Here is a 23,031-nt window from a genome sequence, read left to right on the forward strand (position 1 = left end):
CGGAAGGCTTAAGGTATGGGAGAAAACCATTGGGGGGAAGGGAATCGGGACGTGGCGGAAGAGAACGGGGAGTCCGGGCCCTCCGGCCGGCTGCTGCCCGCGCTGCGGCCGGTCCGCGCGGGAAACGGTTTCGAGGAGGCGCTGGAGCAGATCCTCCAGGTGGTCCGGCTCGGGCTGGTGCCCGGCGGAGGGCGGCTGCCGGCCGAGCGTGAGCTGGCCGCGCTCCTCGGCATCAGCCGCGTCACCCTGCGCGAGGTGCTGAAGGTGCTCCAGGAGCAGGGGCTGATCGAGGCCAGACGCGGCCGGTACGGCGGTACGTTCGTCCTCCCCCGCACCGGCCCGGCCGACGGGGACGAGCTGCGCCGCCGGGTGACGGACGCCGACATCGAGGACGTCCTGCTCTTCCGTGAGGTCCTGGAGTCGGGGGCGGCAGGGCTCTGCGCGTCGCGCGGCCTCGACGACGAGGGGGCGGACCGGCTGCGTACGGCTCTGACGGCGACACACGAGGCACCTCTGCCCGACTACCGCCGGATCGACACCCTCTTCCATCTGACACTCGCCGAGCTGTCCGGCTCACCCTCCCTCGCGGCCCGGTACGCGGCCGTACGGGCGAGCGTCAACGACCTGCTGGACTGCATCCCCCTGCTGGTGCGGAACCTCGAACATTCGCAGCACCAGCACACGGCCCTCGTCGAAGCGGTGCTCGACGGCGACGAAGAGGGGGCGCGAGCGGTGATGCGCGAGCACTGCGCGGGAACGGCCGCGCTGCTCCGGGGCTTCCTGGCTTGATCTTGCCTTTCCGGATCACTGCTCTTGCGCGGCGGCCCGGCACGAACAAAGGTATGACGCAACACCATTGCACCGGGCCGGTCCGCAGACCGGCCGCCGGAGGGACCGCACCATGCACGAACCGCTCATCGGCGTCACGACCTACATGGAGCCGGCGGCTCGCTGGGGCGTCTGGGAGCTCCCGGCGGCGGTGCTCCCCTCCGCCTACCCCCGGCTGGTCCAGCGCTCCGGCGGACTGGCCGCACTGCTGCCGCCGGACGACCCGGCGCGCGCGGAGGCCGTCGTGTCCAGGGTGGACGGTCTCGTGATCGCGGGCGGCGCCGATGTCGACCCCGGGCTGTACGGCGCGGAGCGCGACTTCAGGACGGGACCGCCGGCACACGAGCGCGACACCTGGGAAGTGGCCCTGCTCCGCGCCGCGAGGGCGTCCGGCACCCCGGTGCTCGGTATCTGCCGTGGCATGCAGCTGCTCAACGTGGCGCTGGGCGGCACGCTGACCCAGCATCTGGACGGCCACGCGGGCCCGTTCGGCAAGGCAGGAGTCCTCGGCGAGCACACGGTGACACCGGTCGCGGGAACGCGCTACGCCTCGCTCGTGCCCGAGGAAGCGTCCGTGCCGACCTACCACCATCAGGCCGTGGACCGGCTCGCGCCGGGCCTGGTCGCCTCCGCGCACGCGGCGGACGGCACGGTGGAGGCGGTGGAACTGCCGGGCGCTCCGTGGGTGCTGGGTGTGCAGTGGCACCCGGAGATGGGGGACGACCTGCGGATCATGCGGGCGTTGGTGGAGGCGGCCCGTACCGCTGCGGCGGCGGCGCGCGCCGTCGCGAACCGGACCTGATCCCCGCGGACGCCCGTGCCGCCGTGTGCCGGTGACGGAGCCTCAGCCGCGTGCCGGGCCCGATGGATGCGCGGTCAGGGACAGCAGATCACGCGCCGGCCCGGTGGGCCGGTGGCCGGCGGGCCAGACCGCGCGCAGCTGACGGCGCAGCCGGACCCCCGCGACCGGGACCTTGACCAGTCGCCGCGCGGAGAGCTCCTCGGTCAGCGCCAGTTCGCTCAGCACGCAGGGACTGGCGCCGCTCTCCGCGGCCCCCTTCACCGCGGTGGTCGAGGAGAGTTCGAGCAGGGGGCGCGCCAGTCCGCCGTGCACGGCGAGCGCGGCGTCCAGGACCTGCCGGGTGCCCGAGCCGTGTTCACGCAGGATCAGCGGCGTCCCGGCGAGTTCCCCGGGGGTCAGCCGGTCCCGGCGCGCCCACGGGTGGGAGGGGGCGACCACGACGACGAGCCGGTCGTGAGCGATGACGGTGCCGTCGAGCCCTTCCGGTATCGAGAGTCCCTCGACGAAGCCGAGATCCGCCTCACCGGCCAGCAGGCGCAGGGCGACCGCCGCGGAGTTGCCGACGAGCAAGGACACGGCGGTGTCGGGGCGGTCGGCCCGCAGGGCGATCAGCCAGCCGGGCAGCAGATACTCCGCGATGGTCATGCTCGCGGCGACCCGCAGCCGGGAGTCGCGCCGGTCCCGCAGCGCCTGCGCTCCGGCGTCGAACGCCTCGGCCGCCTCGACGACCCTGCGCGCCCAGTCGGTGACGAGGGCGCCGGCGTCGGTCAGCCGGGATCCGCGCGGTGAGCGGTCAAGGAGCGCGACGCCGAGCTGTCGCTCCATCGAGCGGATGCGGCCGGAGGCGGCGGGCTGGCTGATGCCGACGTCCCGCGCCGCTCCGCCCAGGCTCCCGTGCCGCGCGACGGCGAGCAACAGCACCATGGCTCCCAGATCGGGAACCCTGTGGGACAGGGACGGGGGCGTGGGCACGGGACCGGACATAAGGCCAGCCTATGACCTCATAGCCCCGACCTCCCTGGTGGGCGGCGGCCCGCCCGCCGAGAATCGTGGCATGGCCATCTTTCCGCGGACCGGGACCGGGACTCCCGCCTCCCGCCCCGTCGCCCTCCGGCTCCCGTTCCTGCGGCATCTCGGCCCCAACTGGTACGCCACGGTCATGGGGACCGCCGTCGTCGCGACGGCGGGCGCCGCGCTGCCCGTGGGCGTGCCGGGTCTGCGGGCCGGCTGCGTCGTGGTGTGGGCCCTGTCGGCCGCGCTGCTGGCCGTCGTGCTGACGGCCCGGGCCGGGCACTGGCTCCTGCACCGGGACCAGGCCCGCGCCCACCTGATGGATCCCGCCGTCGCCCCGTTCCACGGCTGTCTGTCCATGGCGCTGCTCGCCGTCGGCGCCGGCACCCTGGTGGTCGGCCGGGACGTCATCGGGCATCCGGCCGCGGTCGCCGTGGACGCGGTGCTGTTCACGGCCGGCACGGTCACCGGCCTCGCCGCCGCCGTGGCGATCCCGTACCTCATGGTCGTACGCCACCGTCCCGCTCCGGGCACCGCGTCGCCGGTCTGGCTTCTGCCGCTGGTGGCCCCGATGGTCTCGGCCGCGGTCGGACCGCTGCTGGTGCCCGAGCTGCCGACCGGCCAGGGGCGCGAGGCGCTCCTCCTCGCCTGTTACGCGATGTTCGGGCTGTCCCTGCTGGCGACGCTGGTGGTCGTGCCGCTGGTCTTCGCGCGTCTGGTCCACCAGGGACCGCTGCCGCTCGCGCTGACCCCGACGATGTTCCTGGTGCTCGGCCCGCTGGGCCAGTCCACGACCGCCGTCAACCAGCTGGCCGATGTGGCGCCGGGCGCGGTCGCGGCGCCGTACGCCTCGGCCTTCGGCGCGTTCGCCGTCCTGTACGGCGTACCGGTGATGGGCTTCGCCCTGCTGTGGCTGGCCCTGTCCGCCGCGCTCGTGGTCCGCGCGATGCGGCGCGGCATGGGTTTCACGATGACGTGGTGGGGGTTCACCTTCCCCGTCGGTACGTGTGTCACCGGCGCGGCGGGGCTGGCGCGGCACACCGGGCTGGACGCGTTCACCTGGCTGGCCGTGGCCCTCTACGCGCTGCTCGTGACCGCCTGGGCCGTCGCCGGCGTACGGACGCTGAGCGGACTGTTCAGCGGCGTACTGCTCGCAGGGCCCCGGCCCCTACGGCCGGTGACGGTCCGCACCGCGTGAGACGGCACGCTCCGTCAGCGGCGTGAGTCGTAGGTCGCGTCGATGTGCTCGGCGACCGAGACCACCAGCAGCCGCGTGCCCGGTACGGTCGCCCGCCACCGGTGCCGGACCCCGCCGGAGAGGAAGAGGGTGTCACCACGGCCCAGGCGGTGGGCCTGTCCTTCGGCCTCGACCTCGACGGCGCCCTCCACGACGTACATCACCTCGTCGTTGCGGTGCTGGAACTCGCGCCCGAGGTCCTGCTCGCCGATGAACTCCAGCGCGCTGAGCTGGTGCCGTCCGCGCACCAGCCTGCGTACGCCGTCCTCGCCGTCCGCCCGTACGACGTCCACGGCGCGTGCCGAGTCCGCCGCGGCGCGCAGCCGCTCGGTCGTGGTCTCCAGTGCCTCCGCCACCCGGTCCAGGGACCGGGGGCTGGGTCTGGCCCGTTCGTTCTCGATCTGGCTGAGGAACGGTACGGACAGCCCGCTGCGCCCGGCCACCGCGGCCAGTGTGAGTCCGAGGGTCCTGCGGCGTCGGCGAACCGCCGCACCCACTCGAAGGCCTTCCTTGTCGTCCATGTCCGGCTCCCTCCCCGGATCGCCATCCTCCCGGTTGCCAGCACCCTACGCATGTCGTTCGCTCCTCGGAGGGGAAGCCGACGTACGGGGACGGACGGGGGACGCCGGGGGACTCCCTCCGACCAGCCTGAAGGGGACGGCCCCGGTTCGCTACCGGGGCCGTCCCCTTCGTCATGGCGGGAGTGCGTGGATCAGAGGGTCAGCCGGTGACCGGCGCCATCTTCGCCACCACGTCCGGGTTGGCGTCCATCCAGCGGCGGGCCGACTCCTTCTCCTTGCCGGCGCCGCCCTTCTGCATCTCCACCTCGAGCGAGGCCAGCTGCGCCTCGGTGAGCTCGAAGTCCTTCAGCCAGCCGGTCAGCTCCGGGAAGTCCTCGGCGAAGTCCTTCTTGGCGACGGTGTGGATCTGCTCGCCCTCGCCCCAGGCACCCTTCGGGTCCTCGAGCTTCTTCAGGTCGTGCTTGCCGTAGGCCCAGTGCGGCGACCACAGGGTCACCACGACCGGCTCCTTCTTCTTGATCGAGCGGTTCAGCTCGGCCAGCATCGACGAGGTGCTGGAGGAGACCACCTCGTACTCACCTTCGAGGCCGTACTCCTTGAGCACCTTCTTGTTGAGCGTGCCCATCATCCCGGCGCTCGACTCGATGCCGATGATCTTGCCGTCGAACTTCTTGCCCTGGCCCTTGAGGTCCGCCAGCGAGTCGATGCCCTTGACGTACGACGGAACCGTCAGCTCCAGCGAGGTCGGTCCGTACCAGGAACCGAGATCGACGAGGTTCTCCTCGTACCGGTCCCAGTAGTCCTTGTGCGTGGTCGGCAGCCAGGAGTCGAACTGGACGTCCAGCTGCCCCTGCGCCAGGCCGGTGTAGAGCGGGCCCGGGTCCAGCTGCTTGACCGTCGTCCTGTAGCCCCGGTCCTCCAGCACGTTCTGCCAGAGGTAGGTGCTGGCGATGGCCTCGTCCCACGGGAAGTACCCCATGTTGACGGTCTTGCCCGCGTCCTTGCCCTGCTGCTGCGAGCCTCCGGGCAGCGGGGCCAGCTGGTCGACGAGGCCCGGGTTCTTCTTCAGCCAGGCGCGGACGCCGTCCTGCTCCTCGCCCTGGCCGGCTTCCTGGATCTCGTTCTCCAGGCTGGTGAGCTGCTTCTCGGTCAGCTTGAAGTTCTTCAGCCAGTCCGCGACGGCGGGTGCCTTCTTCGCGAAGCCCTTGTGGGCGACGGTGTGCACCTCTTCGCCCTTGCCCCAGGCACCCTTCGGGTCCTCGAGCTTCTTCAGGTCGTGCTTGCCGTAGGCCCAGTGCGGCGACCACAGGGTCACCACGACCGGCTCCTTCTTCTTGATCGAGGCGTTCAGCTCGGCCAGCATCGACGAGGTGCTGGAGGAGACCACCTCGTACTCGCCCTCCAGGCCGTACTCCTTGAGCACCTTCTTGTTGAGCGTGCCCATCATCCCGGCACTGGCCTCGATGCCGATGATCTTGCCGTCGAACTTCTTGCCCTGGCCCTTGAGGTCCGCCAGCGAGTCGATGCCCTCGACGTACGACGGAACCGTCAGCTCCAGCGACGTGGGGCCGTACCAGGCGCCCAGGTCGTCCAGGTCGTCGCTGTACTTGTCCCAGTAGTCCTTGTGCGTGGTCGGCAGCCAGGAGTCCGTCTGGAAGTCGATGTCGCCGCGGGCGACACCGGAGTAGAGCGGACCGGCGTCGAGCTGGGTGATCCCGGTCTCGTAACCGCGCTGTTCCAGGATCTCCTTCCACAGGTACGTGGAGGCGATGCCCTCGTCCCAGGGGATGTACCCCATGTTGATCTTCTGGCCCTTGCCGACGTCCGCGCTGCCGGCCTGTGCGGTCTTCGAGTCGCCGGAACCGGCGATGTTGAGGCCGCCCGCGACGAGCGCGAGGACGACGACACCGGTCATGGCGACGGCTGTACCCGGCTTGTAGTGCGCGAACTTGAGCCGCCGGGCACCGGCGGCGACCTTGGCGGCGGCGCGGCGGCCGAGCGGGGAGACCCGCTCGTTGAGTGCGCCGGTCATCCGGTCCAGGTACATGGCGAGGATGACGACGGCGATCCCGCTCTCGGCGGCGAGGCCGACCTGGAGCTGGGTGATCGCCGCGTAGACCTTCTCACCGAGGCCACCGGCACCGGCCATGCCGCCGATGACGACCATCGACAGGGCCAGCATGATGACCTGGTTGATCCCGGCCATGATCGTCGGCAGCGCGAGCGGCAGCTGCACCCGGGTGAGGGTGTGCTTGGGCGTGGTGCCGAAGGCCTGGGCCGCCTCGACCAGCTCGCCGTCGACCTGACGGATGCCGAGCTCGGTCATCCGGACGCCGGGCGGCATCGCGAAGACGATGGTGGCGATCACACCGGGGGTGACACCGACACCGAAGAACATGACGCCCGGGATCAGGTAGACGAAGGCGGGCATCGTCTGCATGACGTCGAGCACCGGCCGCAGTGCGGCGCTGACCCTGTTGTTGCGCGCCGCCCAGATACCGGTGGGCACCGCGATCAGGATCGTGATGACGGCTGCCACGACAACCAGCGACAGGGTGGCCATCGCCTCGTCCCAGAGGGCGAGGGAGTCGATGAGCGCGAAGCCCGCGAAGGTGAGCACGGCGGGGAACACGCCGCGCAGCCAGAACGCGATGACGGCGAAGATCCCGGCCAGCAGCAGGGGCTCACCGCCGCCCAGTACGGCGTTCACACCGTCGTACATGCCGCCGAGCACGGTCTTGATGGCGTCGAAGATCCAGGTGAGGTTCGACTGGAGCCAGTCGACCGCGTCCTCGACCCACGCGCCGAAGGAGAGCCTAGGCACCGGCGTTCACCTTCTTGGTCTCGCGCTGGGCCGGGACCGCGGCCTCGACCTGCGGTTCCTCGCCGAGCGCGGCGAGCAGCCGGTTGCGGGGCACGACGCCGATGACGCCGCCGTCCGCGTCGGTGACGGCCACGGCGACCCCACTGGTGGAGCAAGGGGTGAAGAGCTCGGCTATGGGAGTGTCGGCTGTCACCGTCGCGGGAGCGTCGGCCTTCAGGTCCTCGTCGGAGCGCCCCGCTTCGGGCGCCTCCATGATCGAGCCCGCGGTGAGCACCCGGGAGCGGTCTACGTCCTGGATGAAGGACGCGACGTAGTCGTTGGACGGCCGGACGAGGATGTCCTCGGCGGTGCCCTGCTGGACGATCTCGCCGTCCCGCATCACGGCGATACGGTCACCGAGGCGCATGGCCTCGTTGAGGTCGTGGGTGATGAAGACGATCGTCTTCTTCAGCCGCTTCTGCAGCTCGAGGAGCTGGTCCTGCATGTCACGCCGGATCAGCGGGTCGAGCGCGCTGAAGGACTCGTCCATCAGCAGCAGGTCGGCGTCGGTGGCGAGCGCGCGGGCCAGGCCCACACGCTGCTGCATGCCGCCGGACAGCTCGTCGGGCCAGGACTTCTCCCAGCCGGCGAGTCCGGTCATCTGCAGCGCCTCGGCGGCGCGTGCCTCCCGCGCGGCACGCGCGACACCCTGCACCTCGAGACCGTAGGCGGCGTTCTCGAGCACGCTCCGGTGAGGGAACAACGCGAAGTGCTGGAAGACCATGCTGATCTTGGTGGAGCGGACGGTGCGCAGGTCACGGGCGCTGAGGGCGGTCAGGTCCTGACCGTCGAACAGCACTTGTCCGGCCGTCGGCTCCAGCAGTCCGTTGAGCATCCGCAGCAATGTGGACTTCCCCGATCCGGAGAGTCCCATGACGACGAATATCTGGCCCGGTTCCACGGTGAACGAGGCGTCGATCACCGCTGCGGTCGTTCCGTCGGCGCGCAACTCGTCACGGTGGGTACCGTTCTCGAGCTTCTGCACGGCTTGATCGGGTCGTCTGCCGAACACCTTGTACAGGTGCTCCGCTTGCAGCCTTGACACATACACCTCACGCGTTGAACCGAAACGGTCTGCCACCCCCGTCGGCAGACCGTGGAGCGGTGCGGAGTCGGTCCGCAGAGCACGCGCATTAGTTGAAAAATGGACGTGGTCCCCTCCGTTGCCGCGCCTGCCCTCGCTTACGCAAACCAAACGCATGTGTGACTCAGCTCACTTCCGCAGCCGATGGATGCGGGAACCACACGCCTGTCGGCCCGGGCGTGTCGGTGGGGTGCGGCATGATCAAGGGTGTGACGCGACGCCTGATGCTCCTCGACACCGCTTCCTTGTACTTCCGCGCCTATTTCGGCGTCCCGGACTCGGTGCGCGCACCGGACGGCACACCGGTGAACGCCGTGCGCGGCCTCCTCGACTTCATCGCCAGACTCGTGCAGGACCACCGGCCGGACGACCTGGTCGCCTGCATGGACGCGGACTGGCGCCCGCAGTGGCGGGTCGACCTGATCCCGACCTACAAGGCGCACCGGGTGGCCGTCGAGACCGCACAGGGGTTGCCCGACGAGGAGGAGGTCCCCGACACCCTCTCCCCGCAGGTCGCGGTGATCGAGGACGTACTGGACGCCCTCGGCATCGCGCGGGTCGGCGTCGCCCCGTACGAGGCGGACGACGTGATCGGCACGCTGGCCGGGCAGGCCTCCGGCCCTGTGGACATCGTGACCGGGGACCGCGATCTGTACCAGCTGGTCGACGACGCCCGCCGGGTGCGGGTGCTCTACCCGCTGAAGGGCGTGGGGACGCTCCAGGTGACGGACGAGGCCTGGCTGCGCGGGAAGTACGGCGTGGACGGCAGCGGATACGTCGATCTGGCCCTGCTGCGCGGCGATCCGAGCGATGGGCTGCCGGGAGTGCCGGGCATCGGCGAGAAGACGGCGGCGAAGCTGCTGGACGCCTACGGCGACCTGGCCGGAATCATGGCCGCGGTGGACGATCCCACCGCCCGGCTGACCCCGTCCCAGCGCAAGCGCCTGGACGAGGCCAGGGAGTACGTGGCGGTCGCCCCGAAGGTCGTCCGCGTGGCCGGCGACGTCCCTCTGCCCGCCTTCGACCCGGCGCTCCCCCGTGAACCGCGCGACCCGGCGGCCCTGGAGGCCCTCGCGACGCGCTGGGGCCTGGGCAACGCACTGCAGCGCCTGCTCCTGACGCTCCAGACGTGAAAGTGCTAGCTTAGGTAAGCCTAACTATGCAGTACGTCATACATGCCGACCTCAGGGAGACCCTCGTGGCAGAGCGGCCGCAACGCCGGACACCGAAGGCGCAGGGGGCGCAGGTTTTGCGTACCGAGCAGATCACCCCGCACATGGTGCGCGTGGTCCTCGGTGGCGACGGCCTGGCCGGCTTCACCCTCGGGGGATACACCGATCACTACGTCAAGCTGTGCTTCGCCCCGGAGGGTGCGGACTACAGCCACCCCTTCGACATGGCCAGGATCCGCGAGGAGTACCCGCGCGAGCTGTGGCCCACCACCCGCACGTACACGGTGCGCTCCTGGGACCCCCACGCGCGGGAGCTCGCGATCGATTTCGTGGTGCACGGCGACGAGGGCCTGGCAGGTCCCTGGGCGGCGCGGGCCCAGCCCGGCGACCAGGTGACGTTCCTGGGACCCGGCGGCGGTTACGTGCCGGAGGCCTCGGCCGACTGGCATCTGCTGGTGGGCGACGAGAGCGCCCTGCCCGCGATCGCCGCGACACTGGAGCGCCTGCCGGTGGGTGCGCCGGCGCACGTCTTCGTGGAGGTACCGGACGCCGCGGAGGAGCAGAAGCTCGTGACCCCGGACGGCGTCTCGGTCACCTGGCTGCACCGCGGCGACCGCCCCGTCGGCGAGTCCCTCGTCGCGGCGGTGAGCGGGCTGGAGTTCCCCGAGGGCGAGATGCAGGCCTTCGTCCACGGTGAGGCGGGCTTCGTGAAGGAGATCCGGCGCCACCTCCGCCTGGAACGCGGCATCCCCCTCCAGCAGCTGTCGATCTCCGGCTACTGGCGCCTCGGCCAGAACGACGACGCGTGGCGCGCGGTCAAGCGCGAGTGGAACGAGCAGGTGGAGCGCGAGCAGGAGAACGCCGCGTAGCTTCCCCCGCACGCGAAACCCGGTCGCCGTCGTTGACGGCGACCGGGTTTCGCGTGGCCCCCTACTCCCGGGGGCCCCTTCGCCTCCTGTTCGGCCTCGTAGGCACGGGCCGAGGCGTCCACATGGGCGAGCCGCCGCAGGGCGCCGAACATGGCCTCCCCGAGCGTGCCGACGACGACGCTCTCCAGAGGTCCTCGCGCGCCACCCGCCGCCGGACGTAGTCGAGGTCCGCGTGGGCGACGTGCTCCGCCGCGTCCGCGTAGACGTCGAGCAGCTCGACGAAACCGCCGTGCCCCGCCCTGCGCAGTGCGTCCAGCACCCCCGCCAGGGACCGTCCCGCCGGACTGTCCACGCCCACCCGCCAGCCGCGCCGCGCCAGCAGCTCCGCGACTTCCTCCTGGGCCTCGGCCGACTCGGCATCCGCCTCCCCCGGCCCTTCCCGCTCCGCGGGTGTGATGCCTTTGGCCGCCGCGCCGAGCACCTCGTGCACCGGCTGCGCAGGATCGTCGACCGCCCCCAGGACCTCCGCGATGACGGAGAGCGGCATCCCTCCGACGTCCAGCAGGGCGCGGATCAGCCGCAGCCTGCGCTCGTGCCCGTCGTCGTAGTGCGCCTGGTTCGGGCTGGTCAGCCGGCCGACAGGCAGCAGCCCTCCGCCGGGCAGCAGGCGGCCGGCGGTCTCGACACCGCCGATGTGGTCGGCGCACACGCGGTCGGCGTGCCGGACGGCGGGCCCTCGATGCCGCTGACCGGCTGGTCCACCACGGGCGGCGACCTGCTCATCCCGCACTTCATCGGCATGCACGCCCTACAGGTGCTCCCGCTGTTCGTGCTCGCCCTGATCCTCCTCGCACCTCGGGTCGCCCGGCTGCGCGACCCACGCGTGCGCCTGCGGCTGGTGCGCCGAACAAGGAGCTGGTGGCATGACCGGCGCGCTCTTCGAGATCACCTTCCTGGCCGCCGCGCCGTTCTGGCTGGTCATGATCTTCGCTCCGCACCGGCGGCACACGGCCCGCCTGGCCGCCTCCCCGCTGACCGTCCTGCCCGTGCTCACACTCTGGGCGGTGATGGCCACGCCGGTGTTCCCGGAGCTGTGGGCCGCGGTGAGGAGCCCCGACATCGATACGTTCCGCGACCTGACGGCCCTGGCGAACGGCGCCGGCGCGGTCTGGGCGCAGATCATCGCCTGGGATCTGCTGATCGGGCAGTGGATGTGTTCCTGGAGTCGGCGCGGCCCGGCCGCTCCGGGCCCGGCGCCTCGACGGAACCGCAGAATTTAGCCGCCAAGAAAACTACACATAAGGGGCATATAAGAGCACACTGGTCAGGAGCGTTGATGACCGTGGCTCCCGAGCGCGGTCGCTCCAGCAAGTGCGAAGGAGAACATTCTCATGAGCAACATCTCGCACACCGGCCGGGACATCTCCGGCCACCCCGATGCCCAGGAAATGCGGGCGCGCCACGACCGCGTGGTCGGCGGGCGCCGCACCACGGCCGGTGCGGACGCACCGGTGTTTCTGCTCGGCCTGTACTGCGCCGTCTCGCCGTGGGTGCTTCACTTCACCGCGAGCCAGCCCTCCCTGGTGACGCACAACCTGGTCATCGGAATCGCGATAGCCGTACTGGCCCTCTGCTTCACCGCCATGCCCGAACGGATGACCGGGATGAGCATGGCCATCGTCGCCCTGGGCGCATGGCTCATCGTGTCGACCTGGGTCGTGGGGCAGAGCCCGGACATGGGCGTCGTCCTCAGCAACGTGATCACCGGCGGTCTGGCGATCGTGCTGGGAGCAGCCTGCGCGGGACTCTCGATGAAGAACAAGAAGAGCACCTGACGGGAGGAAGCCAGGAGTGGCCACAGGCACCAGCTCGCCTGTGGCCACTCGTCGGCTCACCTCACCAGGTCACCCGGCAGCCGCTCATCCCACGGAGCTGTACGCCACCACGCCCCGAAGCACCGCGTCGACCGCCTTGTGGGCGTTCTTCGCGACAGAACTCCCGTCCCGGGGCGCGGCCGCCGCGATCTGGCCGAGTACGTCGATGACCTGCTTGCACCACCGCACGAAGTCTCCGGCCGGCATCTCCGCCTCGCGGAGCACCTCGTCCAGCGTCCGGCCGGAGGCCCACATGTAGACCGCCCAGGCGAAGCCGAGGTCCGGCTCGCGCTGGCCGACCCCTTCCGTCTGGCTGATCTTGAAGTCCTCCTCCAGGGCGTCGAGACGGCCCCAGATGCGGACCATCTCGCCCATCGCGGCCTTCGCCGGTCCGGAGGGCAGCTTGGGTGCGACCGCGTCGTCGGCCTGGCGCGCCTCGTAGACGAGCGCGGACACGCACGCGGCGAGCTCGGCGGGGTTGAGCCCCTCCCACACGCCGTCCCGCAGGCATTCGCTGGCCAGCAGGTCGAGCTCTCCGTAGAGCCGTGCCAGCCGTCGGCCGTTGTCGGTGACCTCGTTGCCCCGCAGGTAGTCGAGCTCGGTGAGGAGCGCGACGATGCGGTCGAAGGTACGGGCGATGGTGTTCGTCCGGCCCTCGATCCGGTGCTCCAGCTGCCGGGTGTCGCGCTGCAGCCGGTGATAGCGCTCGGCCCAGCGGGCGTGGTCCTCGCGCTCGTCGCATCCGTGGCAGGGGTGGGCGCGCAGCTCCGTGCGGAGCCGGGCGATCTCCCGGTCGTCGGCCGCGGCGGCCCGCGGCTTGCGGTGCCGCCCCGGGTCGATGTGCCCCGCCTTGCTCCGCAGGGCGGAGGCCAGGTCACGGCGGGACTGGGGTGAGCGCGGGTTGAACGACTTGGGCACCCTCATCCGCTCCAGCGCTTCGACCGGTACCGGGAAGTCGATCTGGGCCAGCCGCTTGACCTGCCGCTCGGCGGTCAGCACCAGGGGACGCGGTCCGTCGTGGTACTCCAGTCCGCGATGGCCGTTGGTCCGGCCCGCGGGCAGCCCCGGGTCGAGGACCAGCGCGAGTCCGGCGAACTTTCCGGTGGGGACGTGGATGACGTCACCGGGCTTCAGCTTCTCCAGGGACGAAGCCGCGGCAACACGCCGCTGGGCCGCTCCCTGCTTGGCCAGCTCCGTCTCGCGGTCCTTGAGGTCGCGGCGCAGCCGCGCGTACTCCTCGAAGTCCCCGAGGTGGCAGGTCATGCCCTCCTTGTAACCGGCCAGGCCCTCCTCGTTGCGCTGGACCTGCCGGGAGATCCCCACGACGGACCGGTCCGCCTGGAACTGCGCGAAGGAGGTCTCGAGCAGCTCACGCGAGCGATGCCGTCCGAACTGCTGCACGAGATTGACGGCCATGTTGTACGAGGGCCGGAAGCTGGAGCGCAGCGGATACGTACGCGTGCCCGCGAGTCCGGCGAGCGCGCCGGGGTCCATGCCCCGCTGCCACAGGACGACCGCGTGGCCCTCGACGTCGATGCCGCGGCGCCCGGCCCGCCCGGTCAGCTGGGTGTATTCGCCGGGCGTGATGTCGGCGTGCTGCTCGCCGTTCCACTTGACGAGCTTCTCGAGCACCACGGAACGCGCGGGCATGTTGATGCCGAGCGCCAGCGTCTCGGTCGCGAAGACCGCCTTGACCAGGCCACGGACGAACAGCTCCTCGACGACCTCCTTGAAGGTCGGCAGCATCCCGGCGTGGTGCGCCGCGATGCCCCGCTCCAGACCTTCGAGCCACTCGTAGTAGCCGAGGACGTGCAGGTCCTCACCGGGGATGGACGCGGTCCGCTCCTCGACGATCTCCCGCACCAGATGGCGTTTGTCCTCGTCGTTCAGCCGCAGCCCGGCCTGCAGGCACTGCTGCACGGCCGCCTGGCAGCCGGCCCGGCTGAAGATGAAAGTGATGGCGGGCAGGAGCCCCTCGGCGTCGAGCCGGTCGATGACCTCGGGCCGGGACGGGGTCCAGATACGGCTGCGCTGACGCCGCTCGCGCTCGCGGTCGGCCTCGCGCACCATCTTCCCGCGCCGGCGCTCGCGCGGGTTGTATCCGCGCTGGTTCTCCATCCGGGCGAGCCGGACGAGGTCGGGGTTGACCTCGCGCCGGCCGGTGCCCCGGCCACCGTGGTCGGTCTCCTCCTCGAAGAGGTCGTACATCCGGCGCCCGGCCATGACGTGCTGCCACAACGGCACGGGCCGGTGCTCGGAGACGATCACCTGGGTGTCGCCGCGGACGGTGTCCAGCCAGTCGCCGAACTCCTCGGCGTTGGACACCGTCGCCGACAGCGACACCAGGGTCACGGACTCCGGCAGGTGGATGATCACTTCCTCCCACACGGCGCCCCTGAAGCGGTCGGAGAGGTAGTGCACCTCGTCCATGACCACATAGCCGAGGCCGGTGAGGGACTGGGAGCCCGCGTACAGCATGTTGCGCAGGACCTCGGTCGTCATGACGACCACGGGTGCGTCCGCGTTGACACTGTTGTCACCGGTCAGCAGACCGACCTTGTCCGCGCCGTAGCGCCGGACGAGATCGGTGAACTTCTGGTTGGACAAGGCCTTGATGGGCGTGGTGTAGAAACACTTGCGGCCCTGCCTCAGGGCCAGGTGAACGGCGAATTCGCCGACGATCGTCTTGCCCGACCCGGTGGGGGCCGCGACCAGCACCCCCTTGCCGGCCTCCAGGGCCTGGCATGCCTCGATCTGGAACGGGTCCAGTCCGAATTCGTACATCTCGCGAAAGGGCCCGAGGGCCGTGGCCTGCTCGGCCGTACGGACCCGGGACGCCTGGTATCGCTCAGCTGGTGAGAGGTCCTCTGTCATCTTGATACGAGCCTACCCGCCCCGTATGACAGTCAGCCCGATCTTTATTTCACGGTGCAAGGACCCGGACAGCGCCGGGTACACAGGTGGCGTGGACGGGCAGCGCGCCGAAGGGCTCACCGTCCGCGTAGGCCGTGACACCGGCCGCGGACAGCTCGATCGAGGAGACCCGGTGCACGGTGACTGCCGGGTGCCCCAGGTGCGTCCCCCTGTACACCTTCGGGAAGACCGTGAGCAGGGTGGCCCGGCCGCAGTCACCGACCACGGTCACGTCGAAGAGCCCGTCGTCCATGACCGCGTCGGCACAGATCCGCATGCCGCCGCCGTACGTGGTCCCGTTGCCCACCGCGATCAGAGCCGCCTCGATCTCCGTCACCGGGCCGCCGTCCAGCCTGACGCGGTACGGGATCGGCCGGAAGGCGGCCAGCTCCGCGAGGATCGCCAGGTCGTACGTGAAGCGCCCGCCCACCCAGCGCATCCGGTTCCCCCGGTCGTTGACCCGCGAGTCGAAGCCCGAGGCCAGCACGGAGCCGAACCACCGCTCCCCGACCCGGCCCAGGTCGATCGCGCGCACCGTCCCGGCCTTGAGCGCCTCGGCCGCCAGCCGTCCGGCGGCGGCCGGGTCGCGGACCGGCAGTCCGAGGGCTCGGGCGAAGTCGTTCCCGGTGCCTACGGCCACGACGCCGAGCGGCGTCGAGGTGCCGGCCACGGCCTGCAGGGCGAGGGACATCATGCCGTCCCCGCCCACGGCTATCAGCGCTCCGGTCCCGGCCGCCACGGCCTCGCGGGCCCGCCGCAGGGCGTCGTCGGCGTCCTCGCCGAGAACCGTCCGTACGGAGAAGCCGGCGTCCCGCAAAGCGGAAGCGGCCGGCTGCGCGGCACGCGCGCCCCGGCCGCTTCCCGCGGTGGGATTGACGAAGAGGGTGATCTCGCTGGTCACCAGCGGGACCCTACAAGGTCAGGTGATGTCGTCGTAACCGTTGAGCCGGTGGGAACGGCCACCGTCGGCGTCACCGCCGGCCTGCTCGGGCAGCGCCGGCCGGGAGGACACCGGCTCGATCTCGCCGACGGTCTGGGGGGTGAGGTCGAGCTTCGACGCCTCGTCGTCGTCGAGCTCCGCGTCGGGGTTGGCGCGCCGCCTGCGCTTGTCGTTGAGCAGCGAGAAGCCGACCGCGATGAAGTAGAGCACCGCGAGCGGACCCGCGAGCAGCAGCATCGAGATGGGCTCACCACCCGGCGTGGCGATGGCCGCGAACCCGGTCAGCCCGACGAGCATCCCCCGCCACCAGCGCAGCATGCGGGCACCGGACAGTACGCCGGTCAGGTTGAGCAGGATGAGCAGGAGCGGCAGCTCGAAGGCCAGCCCGAAGACGATCACCATGCGGGTGATCAGATCCAGGAAGTCGTCCAGCGGCAGCAGGTTCTTCACGTTGTCGGGTGTGAAACCGAGCATGATCTCGGCGGTCTGCGGCAGGATCGCGTACGCCAGGTAGGCGCCGGCGGCGAAGAGCGGGACCCCGGCCGCGGCGAAGGCGAACGAGTAGCGCTTCTCCTGCTTGTGCAGGCCCGGGGCGACGAACGCCCACAGCTGGTACAGCCACACCGGGGTGGCTACCAGCACGCCCGCCATCAGGGACACCTTCAGTGCGATGGTGAACGGCGACAGCAGACCGTTGGTGGTCATCTCCGCGCACGGCCGTCCGTTGACCATGGTCACGGCGCCGTTCTTGCAGCCGACCGAGTCCAGGATCGGCTTCATCAGGAACTCGAAGATCTCCTTCTGGAAGAACGCCGCCACGATCACGGCGATGACGATCGCCAGGACCGACTTCAGCAGCCGGTTGCGCAGCTCACGCAGGTGATCGAGGAGGGGCATACGTCCCTCGTCGTCCTTCTCCTGCTTGCGGGCAGACTTGAGCAACCCACTTCCCTCGTCTCGTGCGGCAGCTTCCGGTGGTGCGGATCAGCTGTCAGCTCTGGGTGGTGGGCTTGGCCTCGCTGACCGGACGGGAGCTGGTGACGTCTCCCGGAGCGGCCTGGATCGTGCGAGCGGTGGCCGCGGGCGGGGTGGTGTCCGCGACGGTCTCGGTGGTGGGCGCCGCGGGCTCCGCGTCGTCCTTCTTCATGGCCTTGGCCTCGCTCTTGAGGATGCGGGCCGACTTGCCGAGCGAACGCGCCATGTCGGGAAGCTTCTTGGCACCGAAGAGCAGCAGGATGACAGCGATGATCAGAACGATCTCGAGGGGCTTCAGATTGCCGATCATGTGCGACTTCCTTCTCACTGAGGCGTCTGGAGGGTGGGTTCGCTACCCGTTCGACCGGACAGATGTCCGACCTTCGCGCTGGCAGCGATCGTAACCCGCAGGGGTAAACGCGAGGCAATGCCCGCGGGTACTCCCGCTTGCGGCCCACACCTCCCTGCCTGGGCCGCTCCAGCAGCGTACCCCCCGGACCGGTGAATCTGGAGGCCGCGCACTGCTATCGCAGGGCCTCACCCGTATCGGCGAGGGTGGTGGCCGCTCGTTCGAGATCCTCCGCCGCTCGGTTGATCTGCCGCGTGGTCGCGGCGACCTGTCCGGCGAGCCGCTGTGCCTCGACGAAGACCTTGACGGCCAGCACGCCGAGCACGGCCAGGCCGACGAATCCCAGAGCGATGGCGAGCATGGGCCAGAACATGGGCGGATCCTCGATGCTTTCTCGTTACCGCAGGGCGGTGTGCAGGCGCAGTGTCCGCACCCCGCCGTCACTGAGGAGTTCGACGATGCGCTCCCCGGCCGGCTTGCGGACCGCGGAACCGCACGCGGGGCAGGTGAAGGAGTAGAAGGTCGTACGGCGGCTGGCTCCTATCGCCAGCCGCAGCGCTCCCGCCCCGAGCTCGAACCGCTCACGGCAGTCCGGGCAGGCGGCCCGGAAGCGCACGGCGTCGGGCACGGGGACCGGAACCGGTCCGGTCCTCGTGCTCGATATCGCAGTCATATGACCTCTGTCTCCTCGCTGCACCGGTGGCCGCCTCTCAGAGCGCGCCGTCGTAGGCGGCCAGCGCCTCACGCGCCGCCAGCCGGGCGCTCTCGGCCAGGTCCGGGGGCGAGGTGATGCGTCCTTCGCCGCCCAGCCGCAGGGCGAGCCTGCGCAGGGAGGCCGGGTCGGGGGTACGGAGCGTGATCCGCAGGCCGCCGTCGGGCAGCTCCTCCGCGCTGTCGTGCGGGTAGTACTCGGCGACCCACCGGCCGCCGGGGCCGACCTCGATCACGACCTCCGGATCCTCGGCGGCGGGCTGCACCAGCCCCTCGGAGAGGTCGCGGAGCTCCAGCTCCGGCGGGGCGGAAGGCGCGTCGAGGAGCCGGATCTCGGCGACCCGGTCGAGCCGGAACGTACGCCGCGCCTCGGTGAGCCGGCACCAGCCCTCCATATAGGTGTGGCCGACGGCGAACAGCCGGATCGGGTCCACCTCGCGCTCGGTCAGCTCGTCGCGCGCGGGCGAGTAGTAGCGCAGCCAGAGCCTGCGCCGCTCGGAGATCGCCCGGTCCACGTCGGCGAAGACACCGCCCTCGGACTCGAAGGTGACCGAGAGCCGCGAGCTGGCGGCCCCCACCTCGCCGGCCGCCGTCTCCAGCTTCGCGGTCGCGCGGACCAGCGCCTGCCGGTCGCTCTCGCGCAGCCCGGGGAGAGTGGCGACGGCGCGGGCCGCGACGAGCAGAGCGGTCGCCTCGTCGGCGGCGAGCCGCAGCGGCTCCGCGACGTCGTCCGGGTTGTGCCACCAGATCCGGTCACCGTCGGTGTCGATGTCCAGCAGGTCACCACCCCGGAAGCTGGTCCCGCACATGGGCAGCACGTCGAGGTCGGAGATCAGCTCGTCCTCGGTGATCCCGAAGGCCCTGGCCACGTCCTGGACGTGTGCGCCGGGGCGCTCACGCAGATACGTGACGAGGGAGAGCATCCGCCGGGTCTGGTCGATCGCGTTCGTGGCCACGAGTGGGTCCCCCTCAGTCCTTGGCCACGGCGCGCAGCCGGTCCATCACGTCGGCCCGCAGATCGGCGGGCTCGCTCACGATCACGTCGGGACCGAACTCCACGAGCCAGGCGTCCAGCCCGTGTCCGTACGGGATCTCCAACTCGTCCCAGCCGTCGCCGAGTTCCCGTACGGATATGGCGCGGGAGCGCAGCGGGTAGCCGGATCCGGTGCGCAGCCTGATGCGAGCGGTCCTGGTGGCGGTCTCTCCCGCCCAGCTCTCCACGGTCTCGCGGACGGTGACGGCGTCGGGGACCCGGGCCGTGAAGGCACCCGCGCGGGAGCGGACCCGGCCCGAGATCCTGGACAGCCGGAAGACGCGCTCGGCCCCCCGGTCGCGGTCCCAGCCGGCCAGATACCAGTGGCCGCGCCAGCACTCGAGCGTCCAGGGCTCGACCTGGCGCTGTTCGGGGCGGGCGGAGTTGCCCTTGCGGTAGTCGAAGGTGACCGGGCGGCGGTCCCGGCAGGCGAGCATCAGCGGCTCGAAGGCGGCCTCATGGACCGGGATGCGGGGTTCCAGGGCGCTGTGCACCTCGTAGGCGTCCTCCGCCTCCGGCATGCCGGCGGCCCGCAGCTTCTGCAGGGCTCCACTCGCGGCGCCCGCGAGCCGGGCCTGCTGCCAGACCTTGGCGGCGAGACCGAGGGCCGCGGCCTCCTCGGCGTCCAGGGTGATGGGGGGCAGCCTGTTGCTGTCGCGGCGCGCGAGGTACCCGGTGTCGCCGTCCAGGTTCTCCACGGTCTCGATGATCAGGCCGAGTTCGCGCAGGTCGTCCTTGTCGCGCTCGAACATCCGGTTGAAGGATTCGTCGGAGCCCGCCTCCAGGTAGGCCTCGATGGATCCGCGGAGCTCACGCTTGCTGAGCGGGCGCCGGGTACCCAGCAGACACAGTGCCAGGTTCATCAGCCGTTCGGCCTTGGCAATCGCCATCGACGCCCTTTCTCGACGTGCTCTCCGATCGTCGACCGTACCGCCCCGGGGTGTCCGGACCAAAGCGAGGGCCCGTGCCTTGCGGCACGGGCCCCGACTGCTGTAGACGGACGGATCAGACGCCGACGAGGTCGCAGACGAAGATCAGCGTCTCGCCCGGGGCGATGGCGCCGCCGCCCGCGCCGCGGTCGCCGTAGGCGAGGTGCGCGGGGATGGTCAGCTGGCGACGGCCGCCGACCTTCATGCCCTGGACGCCCTTGTCCCAGCCGGCGATGACCTGACCGGCACCGAGCTGGAACTGCAGCGGGGTGCCGCGGTTCCACGAGGCGTCGAACTCCTCGCCGGTGGAGAAGGCCACACCGACGTAGTGCACGGAGACGGTCTGGCCCGCCTGGGCCACCGGTCCGTCGCCCTCCCAGATTTCCTTGATCTCCAGGTCGGCCGGCGGCTCGCCACCCGGGAAGTCGATCTCGGGCTTGTCGATGCTCACTGAACTGCTCCTCTTACTGATGAACTGGGCAACCGGGACAGTCTTACACCTTCGCCAGGATGTCCATGGTCCACACGAGCGTCGAGTTGGCGGGGATGGTCTGCTGGGCCTGGTCACCGAAGGCCTGGTCCGGCGGGATGACGAGCAGGACACGACTGCCGACCTTCTTGCCGGCCAAGCCGCTCTTGAGCCCCTTGAGGTTGATCTGGGCCAGCGGGAAGCCCACGGCCTTGCCCGCCTTGTAGGTGCTGTCGAACTGCTTCGCGCCCTTCCACAGGTACGCCTCGTAGTTCACGACGAGAGTGTCGTTCTCCCCCACGACCTCCCCGTCGGCCTCGATGATGTAGGTGGAGACGAGCTTCTTGGGCGGGTCACTCTTGGGGATCGTGACCTTGGGGGCCTTGCCGTCGGTGTCGGCACCGATCTTCGGCAGGTCGATGTTGTCCTGGGCGACCGTGCTGCCCTTCGCGGACTTCGGGATCGTCTTCGCACTCACCACGTCCACGACGAAGACGAGGGTGGCGTTCGGCTTGATGTCCCCCTGGCCCTGCGCGCCGTAGGCGAGATCCGGCGGGATCACCAACTGCACACGGCTGCCGACCTTCTGCCCGACGAGCCCCTGCTCCCAGCCCGGGATGACCATGCTGGTACCGAGAGCGATACCGAACTCCTGTTTACGATCGAAACTGTTGTCGAACGGCTTCGTGGAGTCCCACGCCTGCCCGAGGTAGTTGACCTTGGCCGCGTCGCCGGTCTTCAGCGTCATGCCGTCCCCCTCACTGATGACTTCGGTCTTCAGCTTCGTGGGGGGTTTACCCTCACCCTTCGCCAGGGTGGGCTTCTCGCCGAACTTCGCTCCCGCGGTGATCGCGGGAAACCCGTTCTTGGAGGCGGAGTCGGAGGCCTTGTCGTCGCCGCATGCCGCCGTGGACAGCAGCAGTAGGGGGACGACGAGAAGGCCGGCAAGTCGGCGCACTGGTTCCTCAGATCTCAGACGGCACGTGATCGGTCCCCGACACTCTAGGCCGATGGAAGGGCCCCGTACGAGGAACGTACGGGGCCCGGTCAGCCAAAGAGCTGGGACATTCCTGTCCCGGATCACATGCCCGCGATCAGCTTCTCCACCCGCTCGTCGACGGAACGGAACGGGTCCTTGCAGAGCACGGTGCGCTGTGCCTGGTCGTTGAGCTTGAGGTGGACCCAGTCGACGGTGAAATCCCGCCGCTGTTCCTGGGCCCGGCGGATGAAGTCGCCGCGCAGTCGCGCCCTGGTCGTCTGCGGGGGCACCGACTTGCCCTCGAAGATCTTCAGGTCGTTGCAGATACGGGCGGTCTGGCCCTTGCGCTCCAGGAGGTAGTAGAGCCCGCGCCGCCGGTGGATGTCGTGGTAGGCGAGGTCTATCTGAGCGACCCTCGGATTCGACATGGTCATGTTGTGCTTCGCCCGGTACCGCTCGATGAGCTTGTACTTCATGACCCAGTCGATCTCGGTGCCGATGCGGTCGAGGTCCTCGGCCTCGATGGCGTCCAGCGTGCGGCCCCACAGTTCGAGGACCTGGTCGACGGTGCCGGTGCGGATGCCACGGCGTTCGACGAAGTCGACGGCCTTCTCGTAGTACTCGCGCTGAATCTCGATGGCGGATGCCTCGCGGCCGTTGGCCAGGCGCACCTTGCGCTGTCCCGTGATGTCGTGGCTGACCTCGCGGATGGCCCGGATCGGGTTCTCCAGGGTCAGGTCGCGCATCACCGTGCCCGCCTCGATCATGCGCAGCACGAGGTCGGTGGCGCCGACCTTGAGGAGCATGGTCGTCTCGGACATGTTGGAGTCACCGACGATGACGTGGAGGCGGCGGTAGCGCTCCGCGTCGGCGTGCGGTTCGTCCCGGGTGTTGATGATCGGGCGGGAGCGCGTCGTCGCGGAACTGACGCCCTCCCAGATGTGCTCGGCCCGCTGGCTCACGCAGTAGACGGCTCCGCGCGGCGTCTGCAGCACCTTGCCGGCACCGCAGATCAGCTGACGGGTGACGAGGAACGGAATGAGGATGTCCGCGAGCCGGGAGAATTCTCCGTGCCGGGCCACGAGGTAGTTCTCATGACACCCGTAGGAGTTTCCAGCCGAGTCGGTGTTGTTCTTGAAGAGATAGACGTCGCCCGCGATTCCCTCCTCGTGCAGGCGGCGTTCGGCGTCGACGAGCAGGCCTTCGAGAATACGCTCGCCCGCCTTGTCGTGCGTGACCAGCTCGGTCACATTGTCGCATTCGGGTGTCGCGTATTCCGGATGCGATCCCACGTCGAGGTACAGGCGGGCGCCGTTCCGCAGAAAGACATTGCTGCTGCGGCCCCATGACACAACACGGCGGAAGAGGTAGCGCGCCACTTCGTCAGGTGACAGTCGGCGCTGTCCCCTGAACGTGCACGTGACGCCGTACTCGTTCTCCAGCCCGAAAATGCGGCGGTCCATGACTGAACA

At 70.2% G+C, this 23,031-nt stretch carries 23 protein-coding genes and 1 pseudogene; 8 read left to right on the plus strand and 16 right to left on the minus strand.

The annotated features are described in order from the left end of the window. Window positions 1-15 precede the first annotated feature (15 nt). Window positions 16-789 carry a FadR/GntR family transcriptional regulator gene (locus ACFYQ5_RS22130; RefSeq protein ID WP_389199676.1) on the plus strand — a complete coding sequence of 258 codons (774 nt, stop codon included), beginning with the start codon at window positions 16-18 and terminating at the stop codon, window positions 787-789. Window positions 790-901: 112 nt separating this feature from the next. Further along, entirely contained in the window at window positions 902-1,630 is a 729-nt protein-coding gene (locus ACFYQ5_RS22135) for a gamma-glutamyl-gamma-aminobutyrate hydrolase family protein (protein WP_389199678.1), read from the plus strand. 42 nt (window positions 1,631-1,672) lie between these two features. On the opposite strand, the gene ACFYQ5_RS22140 is transcribed toward ACFYQ5_RS22135, so the two are convergent. Beyond that, on the minus strand, window positions 1,673-2,614 hold the full coding sequence (locus ACFYQ5_RS22140) for a LysR family transcriptional regulator (protein WP_389199679.1): 942 nt from the start codon (window positions 2,612-2,614) through the stop codon (window positions 1,673-1,675). Between the two features lie 70 nt (window positions 2,615-2,684). Here ACFYQ5_RS22140 and ACFYQ5_RS22145 point away from each other — a divergent pair, with 70 nt between their 5' ends. Further along, window positions 2,685-3,839, plus strand: coding sequence for a TDT family transporter (locus ACFYQ5_RS22145; protein WP_389199681.1), 1,155 nt, complete (start codon window positions 2,685-2,687; stop codon window positions 3,837-3,839). Between the two features lie 14 nt (window positions 3,840-3,853). Here the strand turns inward: ACFYQ5_RS22145 and ACFYQ5_RS22150 are convergent, their stop codons facing one another. The 3 genes from ACFYQ5_RS22150 to ACFYQ5_RS22160 all read right to left on the minus strand — a co-directional run bounded on the left by ACFYQ5_RS22150 (window position 3,854) and on the right by ACFYQ5_RS22160 (window position 8,307). Beyond that, window positions 3,854-4,399 carry a helix-turn-helix domain-containing protein gene (locus ACFYQ5_RS22150; RefSeq protein WP_389199683.1) on the minus strand — a complete coding sequence of 182 codons (546 nt, stop codon included), beginning with the start codon at window positions 4,397-4,399 and terminating at the stop codon, window positions 3,854-3,856. A 199-nt stretch (window positions 4,400-4,598) separates the two neighbouring features. Then, entirely contained in the window at window positions 4,599-7,223 is a 2,625-nt protein-coding gene (locus ACFYQ5_RS22155) for an ABC transporter permease/substrate binding protein (protein WP_389199684.1), read from the minus strand. After that, complete coding sequence (locus ACFYQ5_RS22160; protein ID WP_389199686.1) at window positions 7,216-8,307, minus strand: glycine betaine/L-proline ABC transporter ATP-binding protein; 1,092 nt, start codon at window positions 8,305-8,307, stop codon at window positions 7,216-7,218. Before ACFYQ5_RS22160 ends, ACFYQ5_RS22155 begins: the two co-directional genes overlap by 8 nt. Before the next feature lie 263 nt (window positions 8,308-8,570). Here ACFYQ5_RS22160 and ACFYQ5_RS22165 point away from each other — a divergent pair, with 263 nt between their 5' ends. Both ACFYQ5_RS22165 and ACFYQ5_RS22170 read left to right on the plus strand, forming a co-directional pair. Beyond that, the gene (locus ACFYQ5_RS22165; protein ID WP_389199789.1) at window positions 8,571-9,479 is read left to right on the plus strand and encodes a 5'-3' exonuclease H3TH domain-containing protein; all 909 of its coding nucleotides are present in this window, start codon (window positions 8,571-8,573) and stop codon (window positions 9,477-9,479) included. Window positions 9,480-9,544: 65 nt separating this feature from the next. Beyond that, a complete protein-coding gene (locus ACFYQ5_RS22170) occupies window positions 9,545-10,387 on the plus strand; it encodes a siderophore-interacting protein (RefSeq protein ID WP_389199687.1) in 843 nt (280 codons plus the stop codon). 61 nt (window positions 10,388-10,448) lie between these two features. Here ACFYQ5_RS22170 and ACFYQ5_RS22175 read toward each other — a convergent pair whose 3' ends face one another. Next, window positions 10,449-11,096, minus strand: a complete 648-nt coding sequence (locus tag ACFYQ5_RS22175) for a MerR family transcriptional regulator (protein ID WP_389199791.1) — start codon at window positions 11,094-11,096, stop codon at window positions 10,449-10,451. On the opposite strand from ACFYQ5_RS22175, the pseudogene ACFYQ5_RS22180 reads away from it, so the two are divergent. From ACFYQ5_RS22180 to ACFYQ5_RS22190, 3 genes and pseudogenes are all read left to right on the plus strand, one after another. Further along, a pseudogene (locus ACFYQ5_RS22180) lies at window positions 11,037-11,291 on the plus strand (hypothetical protein); the annotation flags it as partial. The gene ACFYQ5_RS22175 and the pseudogene ACFYQ5_RS22180 overlap by 60 nt on opposite strands. A gap of 19 nt (window positions 11,292-11,310) precedes the next feature. Beyond that, the gene (locus tag ACFYQ5_RS22185; RefSeq protein WP_389199688.1) at window positions 11,311-11,667 is read left to right on the plus strand and encodes an abscisic acid-deficient protein Aba4 family protein; all 357 of its coding nucleotides are present in this window, start codon (window positions 11,311-11,313) and stop codon (window positions 11,665-11,667) included. 111 nt (window positions 11,668-11,778) lie between these two features. After that, a complete protein-coding gene (locus ACFYQ5_RS22190; RefSeq protein WP_389199689.1) occupies window positions 11,779-12,222 on the plus strand; it encodes an SPW repeat protein in 444 nt (147 codons plus the stop codon). An 84-nt stretch (window positions 12,223-12,306) separates the two neighbouring features. Here the strand turns inward: ACFYQ5_RS22190 and ACFYQ5_RS22195 are convergent, their stop codons facing one another. From ACFYQ5_RS22195 to pafA, 11 genes are all read right to left on the minus strand, one after another. Continuing rightward, a complete protein-coding gene (locus ACFYQ5_RS22195; protein WP_389199690.1) occupies window positions 12,307-15,135 on the minus strand; it encodes a DEAD/DEAH box helicase in 2,829 nt (942 codons plus the stop codon). Window positions 15,136-15,184: 49 nt separating this feature from the next. After that, entirely contained in the window at window positions 15,185-16,075 is an 891-nt protein-coding gene (locus ACFYQ5_RS22200; RefSeq protein ID WP_389199692.1) for a diacylglycerol kinase, read from the minus strand. Between the two features lie 18 nt (window positions 16,076-16,093). Next, window positions 16,094-17,056, minus strand: a complete 963-nt coding sequence (gene tatC, locus ACFYQ5_RS22205) for a twin-arginine translocase subunit TatC (RefSeq protein WP_389199694.1) — start codon at window positions 17,054-17,056, stop codon at window positions 16,094-16,096. Between the two features lie 49 nt (window positions 17,057-17,105). Then, window positions 17,106-17,399 carry a Sec-independent protein translocase subunit TatA gene (tatA, locus tag ACFYQ5_RS22210; protein ID WP_014157210.1) on the minus strand — a complete coding sequence of 98 codons (294 nt, stop codon included), beginning with the start codon at window positions 17,397-17,399 and terminating at the stop codon, window positions 17,106-17,108. Window positions 17,400-17,613: 214 nt separating this feature from the next. After that, window positions 17,614-17,811, minus strand: coding sequence for a hypothetical protein (locus ACFYQ5_RS22215; RefSeq protein ID WP_389199696.1), 198 nt, complete (start codon window positions 17,809-17,811; stop codon window positions 17,614-17,616). 24 nt (window positions 17,812-17,835) lie between these two features. Next, window positions 17,836-18,111 carry a hypothetical protein gene (locus tag ACFYQ5_RS22220; RefSeq protein WP_389199697.1) on the minus strand — a complete coding sequence of 92 codons (276 nt, stop codon included), beginning with the start codon at window positions 18,109-18,111 and terminating at the stop codon, window positions 17,836-17,838. Window positions 18,112-18,148: 37 nt separating this feature from the next. Further along, window positions 18,149-19,105, minus strand: a complete 957-nt coding sequence (locus ACFYQ5_RS22225; protein ID WP_033304533.1) for a YafY family protein — start codon at window positions 19,103-19,105, stop codon at window positions 18,149-18,151. Window positions 19,106-19,118: 13 nt separating this feature from the next. Beyond that, window positions 19,119-20,072 (minus strand): helix-turn-helix transcriptional regulator, encoded by a 954-nt coding sequence (locus tag ACFYQ5_RS22230; protein ID WP_389199699.1) that lies wholly within the window; start codon window positions 20,070-20,072, stop codon window positions 19,119-19,121. Between the two features lie 115 nt (window positions 20,073-20,187). Further along, window positions 20,188-20,562, minus strand: a complete 375-nt coding sequence (locus ACFYQ5_RS22235) for an FKBP-type peptidyl-prolyl cis-trans isomerase (protein WP_014157205.1) — start codon at window positions 20,560-20,562, stop codon at window positions 20,188-20,190. 43 nt (window positions 20,563-20,605) lie between these two features. Continuing rightward, a complete protein-coding gene (locus ACFYQ5_RS22240; RefSeq protein ID WP_389199700.1) occupies window positions 20,606-21,538 on the minus strand; it encodes an FKBP-type peptidyl-prolyl cis-trans isomerase in 933 nt (310 codons plus the stop codon). A gap of 122 nt (window positions 21,539-21,660) precedes the next feature. Then, window positions 21,661-23,022 (minus strand): Pup--protein ligase, encoded by a 1,362-nt coding sequence (pafA, locus tag ACFYQ5_RS22245; RefSeq protein ID WP_389199702.1) that lies wholly within the window; start codon window positions 23,020-23,022, stop codon window positions 21,661-21,663. Window positions 23,023-23,031: the final 9 nt, after the last annotated feature.

This window comes from Streptomyces sp. NPDC005794, assembly GCF_042871445.1.
Lineage (GTDB): Bacteria > Actinomycetota > Actinomycetes > Streptomycetales > Streptomycetaceae > Streptomyces.

Bases quoted from the DNA above. Each gene is read 5' to 3' on its own strand.
- ACFYQ5_RS22130 (WP_389199676.1), top strand. From the start codon at position 16: ATGGGAGAAAACCATTGGGGGGAAGGGAATCGGGACGTGGCGGAAGAG.
- ACFYQ5_RS22135 (WP_389199678.1), top strand. From the start codon at position 902: ATGCACGAACCGCTCATCGGCGTCACGACCTACATGGAGCCGGCGGCT.
- ACFYQ5_RS22140 (WP_389199679.1), bottom strand. From the start codon at position 2,614: ATGTCCGGTCCCGTGCCCACGCCCCCGTCCCTGTCCCACAGGGTTCCC.
- ACFYQ5_RS22145 (WP_389199681.1), top strand. From the start codon at position 2,685: ATGGCCATCTTTCCGCGGACCGGGACCGGGACTCCCGCCTCCCGCCCC.
- ACFYQ5_RS22150 (WP_389199683.1), bottom strand. From the start codon at position 4,399: ATGGACGACAAGGAAGGCCTTCGAGTGGGTGCGGCGGTTCGCCGACGC.
- ACFYQ5_RS22165 (WP_389199789.1), top strand. From the start codon at position 8,571: ATGCTCCTCGACACCGCTTCCTTGTACTTCCGCGCCTATTTCGGCGTC.
- ACFYQ5_RS22185 (WP_389199688.1), top strand. From the start codon at position 11,311: ATGACCGGCGCGCTCTTCGAGATCACCTTCCTGGCCGCCGCGCCGTTC.
- ACFYQ5_RS22190 (WP_389199689.1), top strand. From the start codon at position 11,779: ATGAGCAACATCTCGCACACCGGCCGGGACATCTCCGGCCACCCCGAT.
- ACFYQ5_RS22195 (WP_389199690.1), bottom strand. From the start codon at position 15,135: ATGACAGAGGACCTCTCACCAGCTGAGCGATACCAGGCGTCCCGGGTC.
- tatA (WP_014157210.1), bottom strand. From the start codon at position 17,399: ATGATCGGCAATCTGAAGCCCCTCGAGATCGTTCTGATCATCGCTGTC.
- ACFYQ5_RS22215 (WP_389199696.1), bottom strand. From the start codon at position 17,811: ATGTTCTGGCCCATGCTCGCCATCGCTCTGGGATTCGTCGGCCTGGCC.
- ACFYQ5_RS22220 (WP_389199697.1), bottom strand. From the start codon at position 18,111: ATGACTGCGATATCGAGCACGAGGACCGGACCGGTTCCGGTCCCCGTG.
- ACFYQ5_RS22230 (WP_389199699.1), bottom strand. From the start codon at position 20,072: ATGGCGATTGCCAAGGCCGAACGGCTGATGAACCTGGCACTGTGTCTG.
- pafA (WP_389199702.1), bottom strand. From the start codon at position 23,022: ATGGACCGCCGCATTTTCGGGCTGGAGAACGAGTACGGCGTCACGTGC.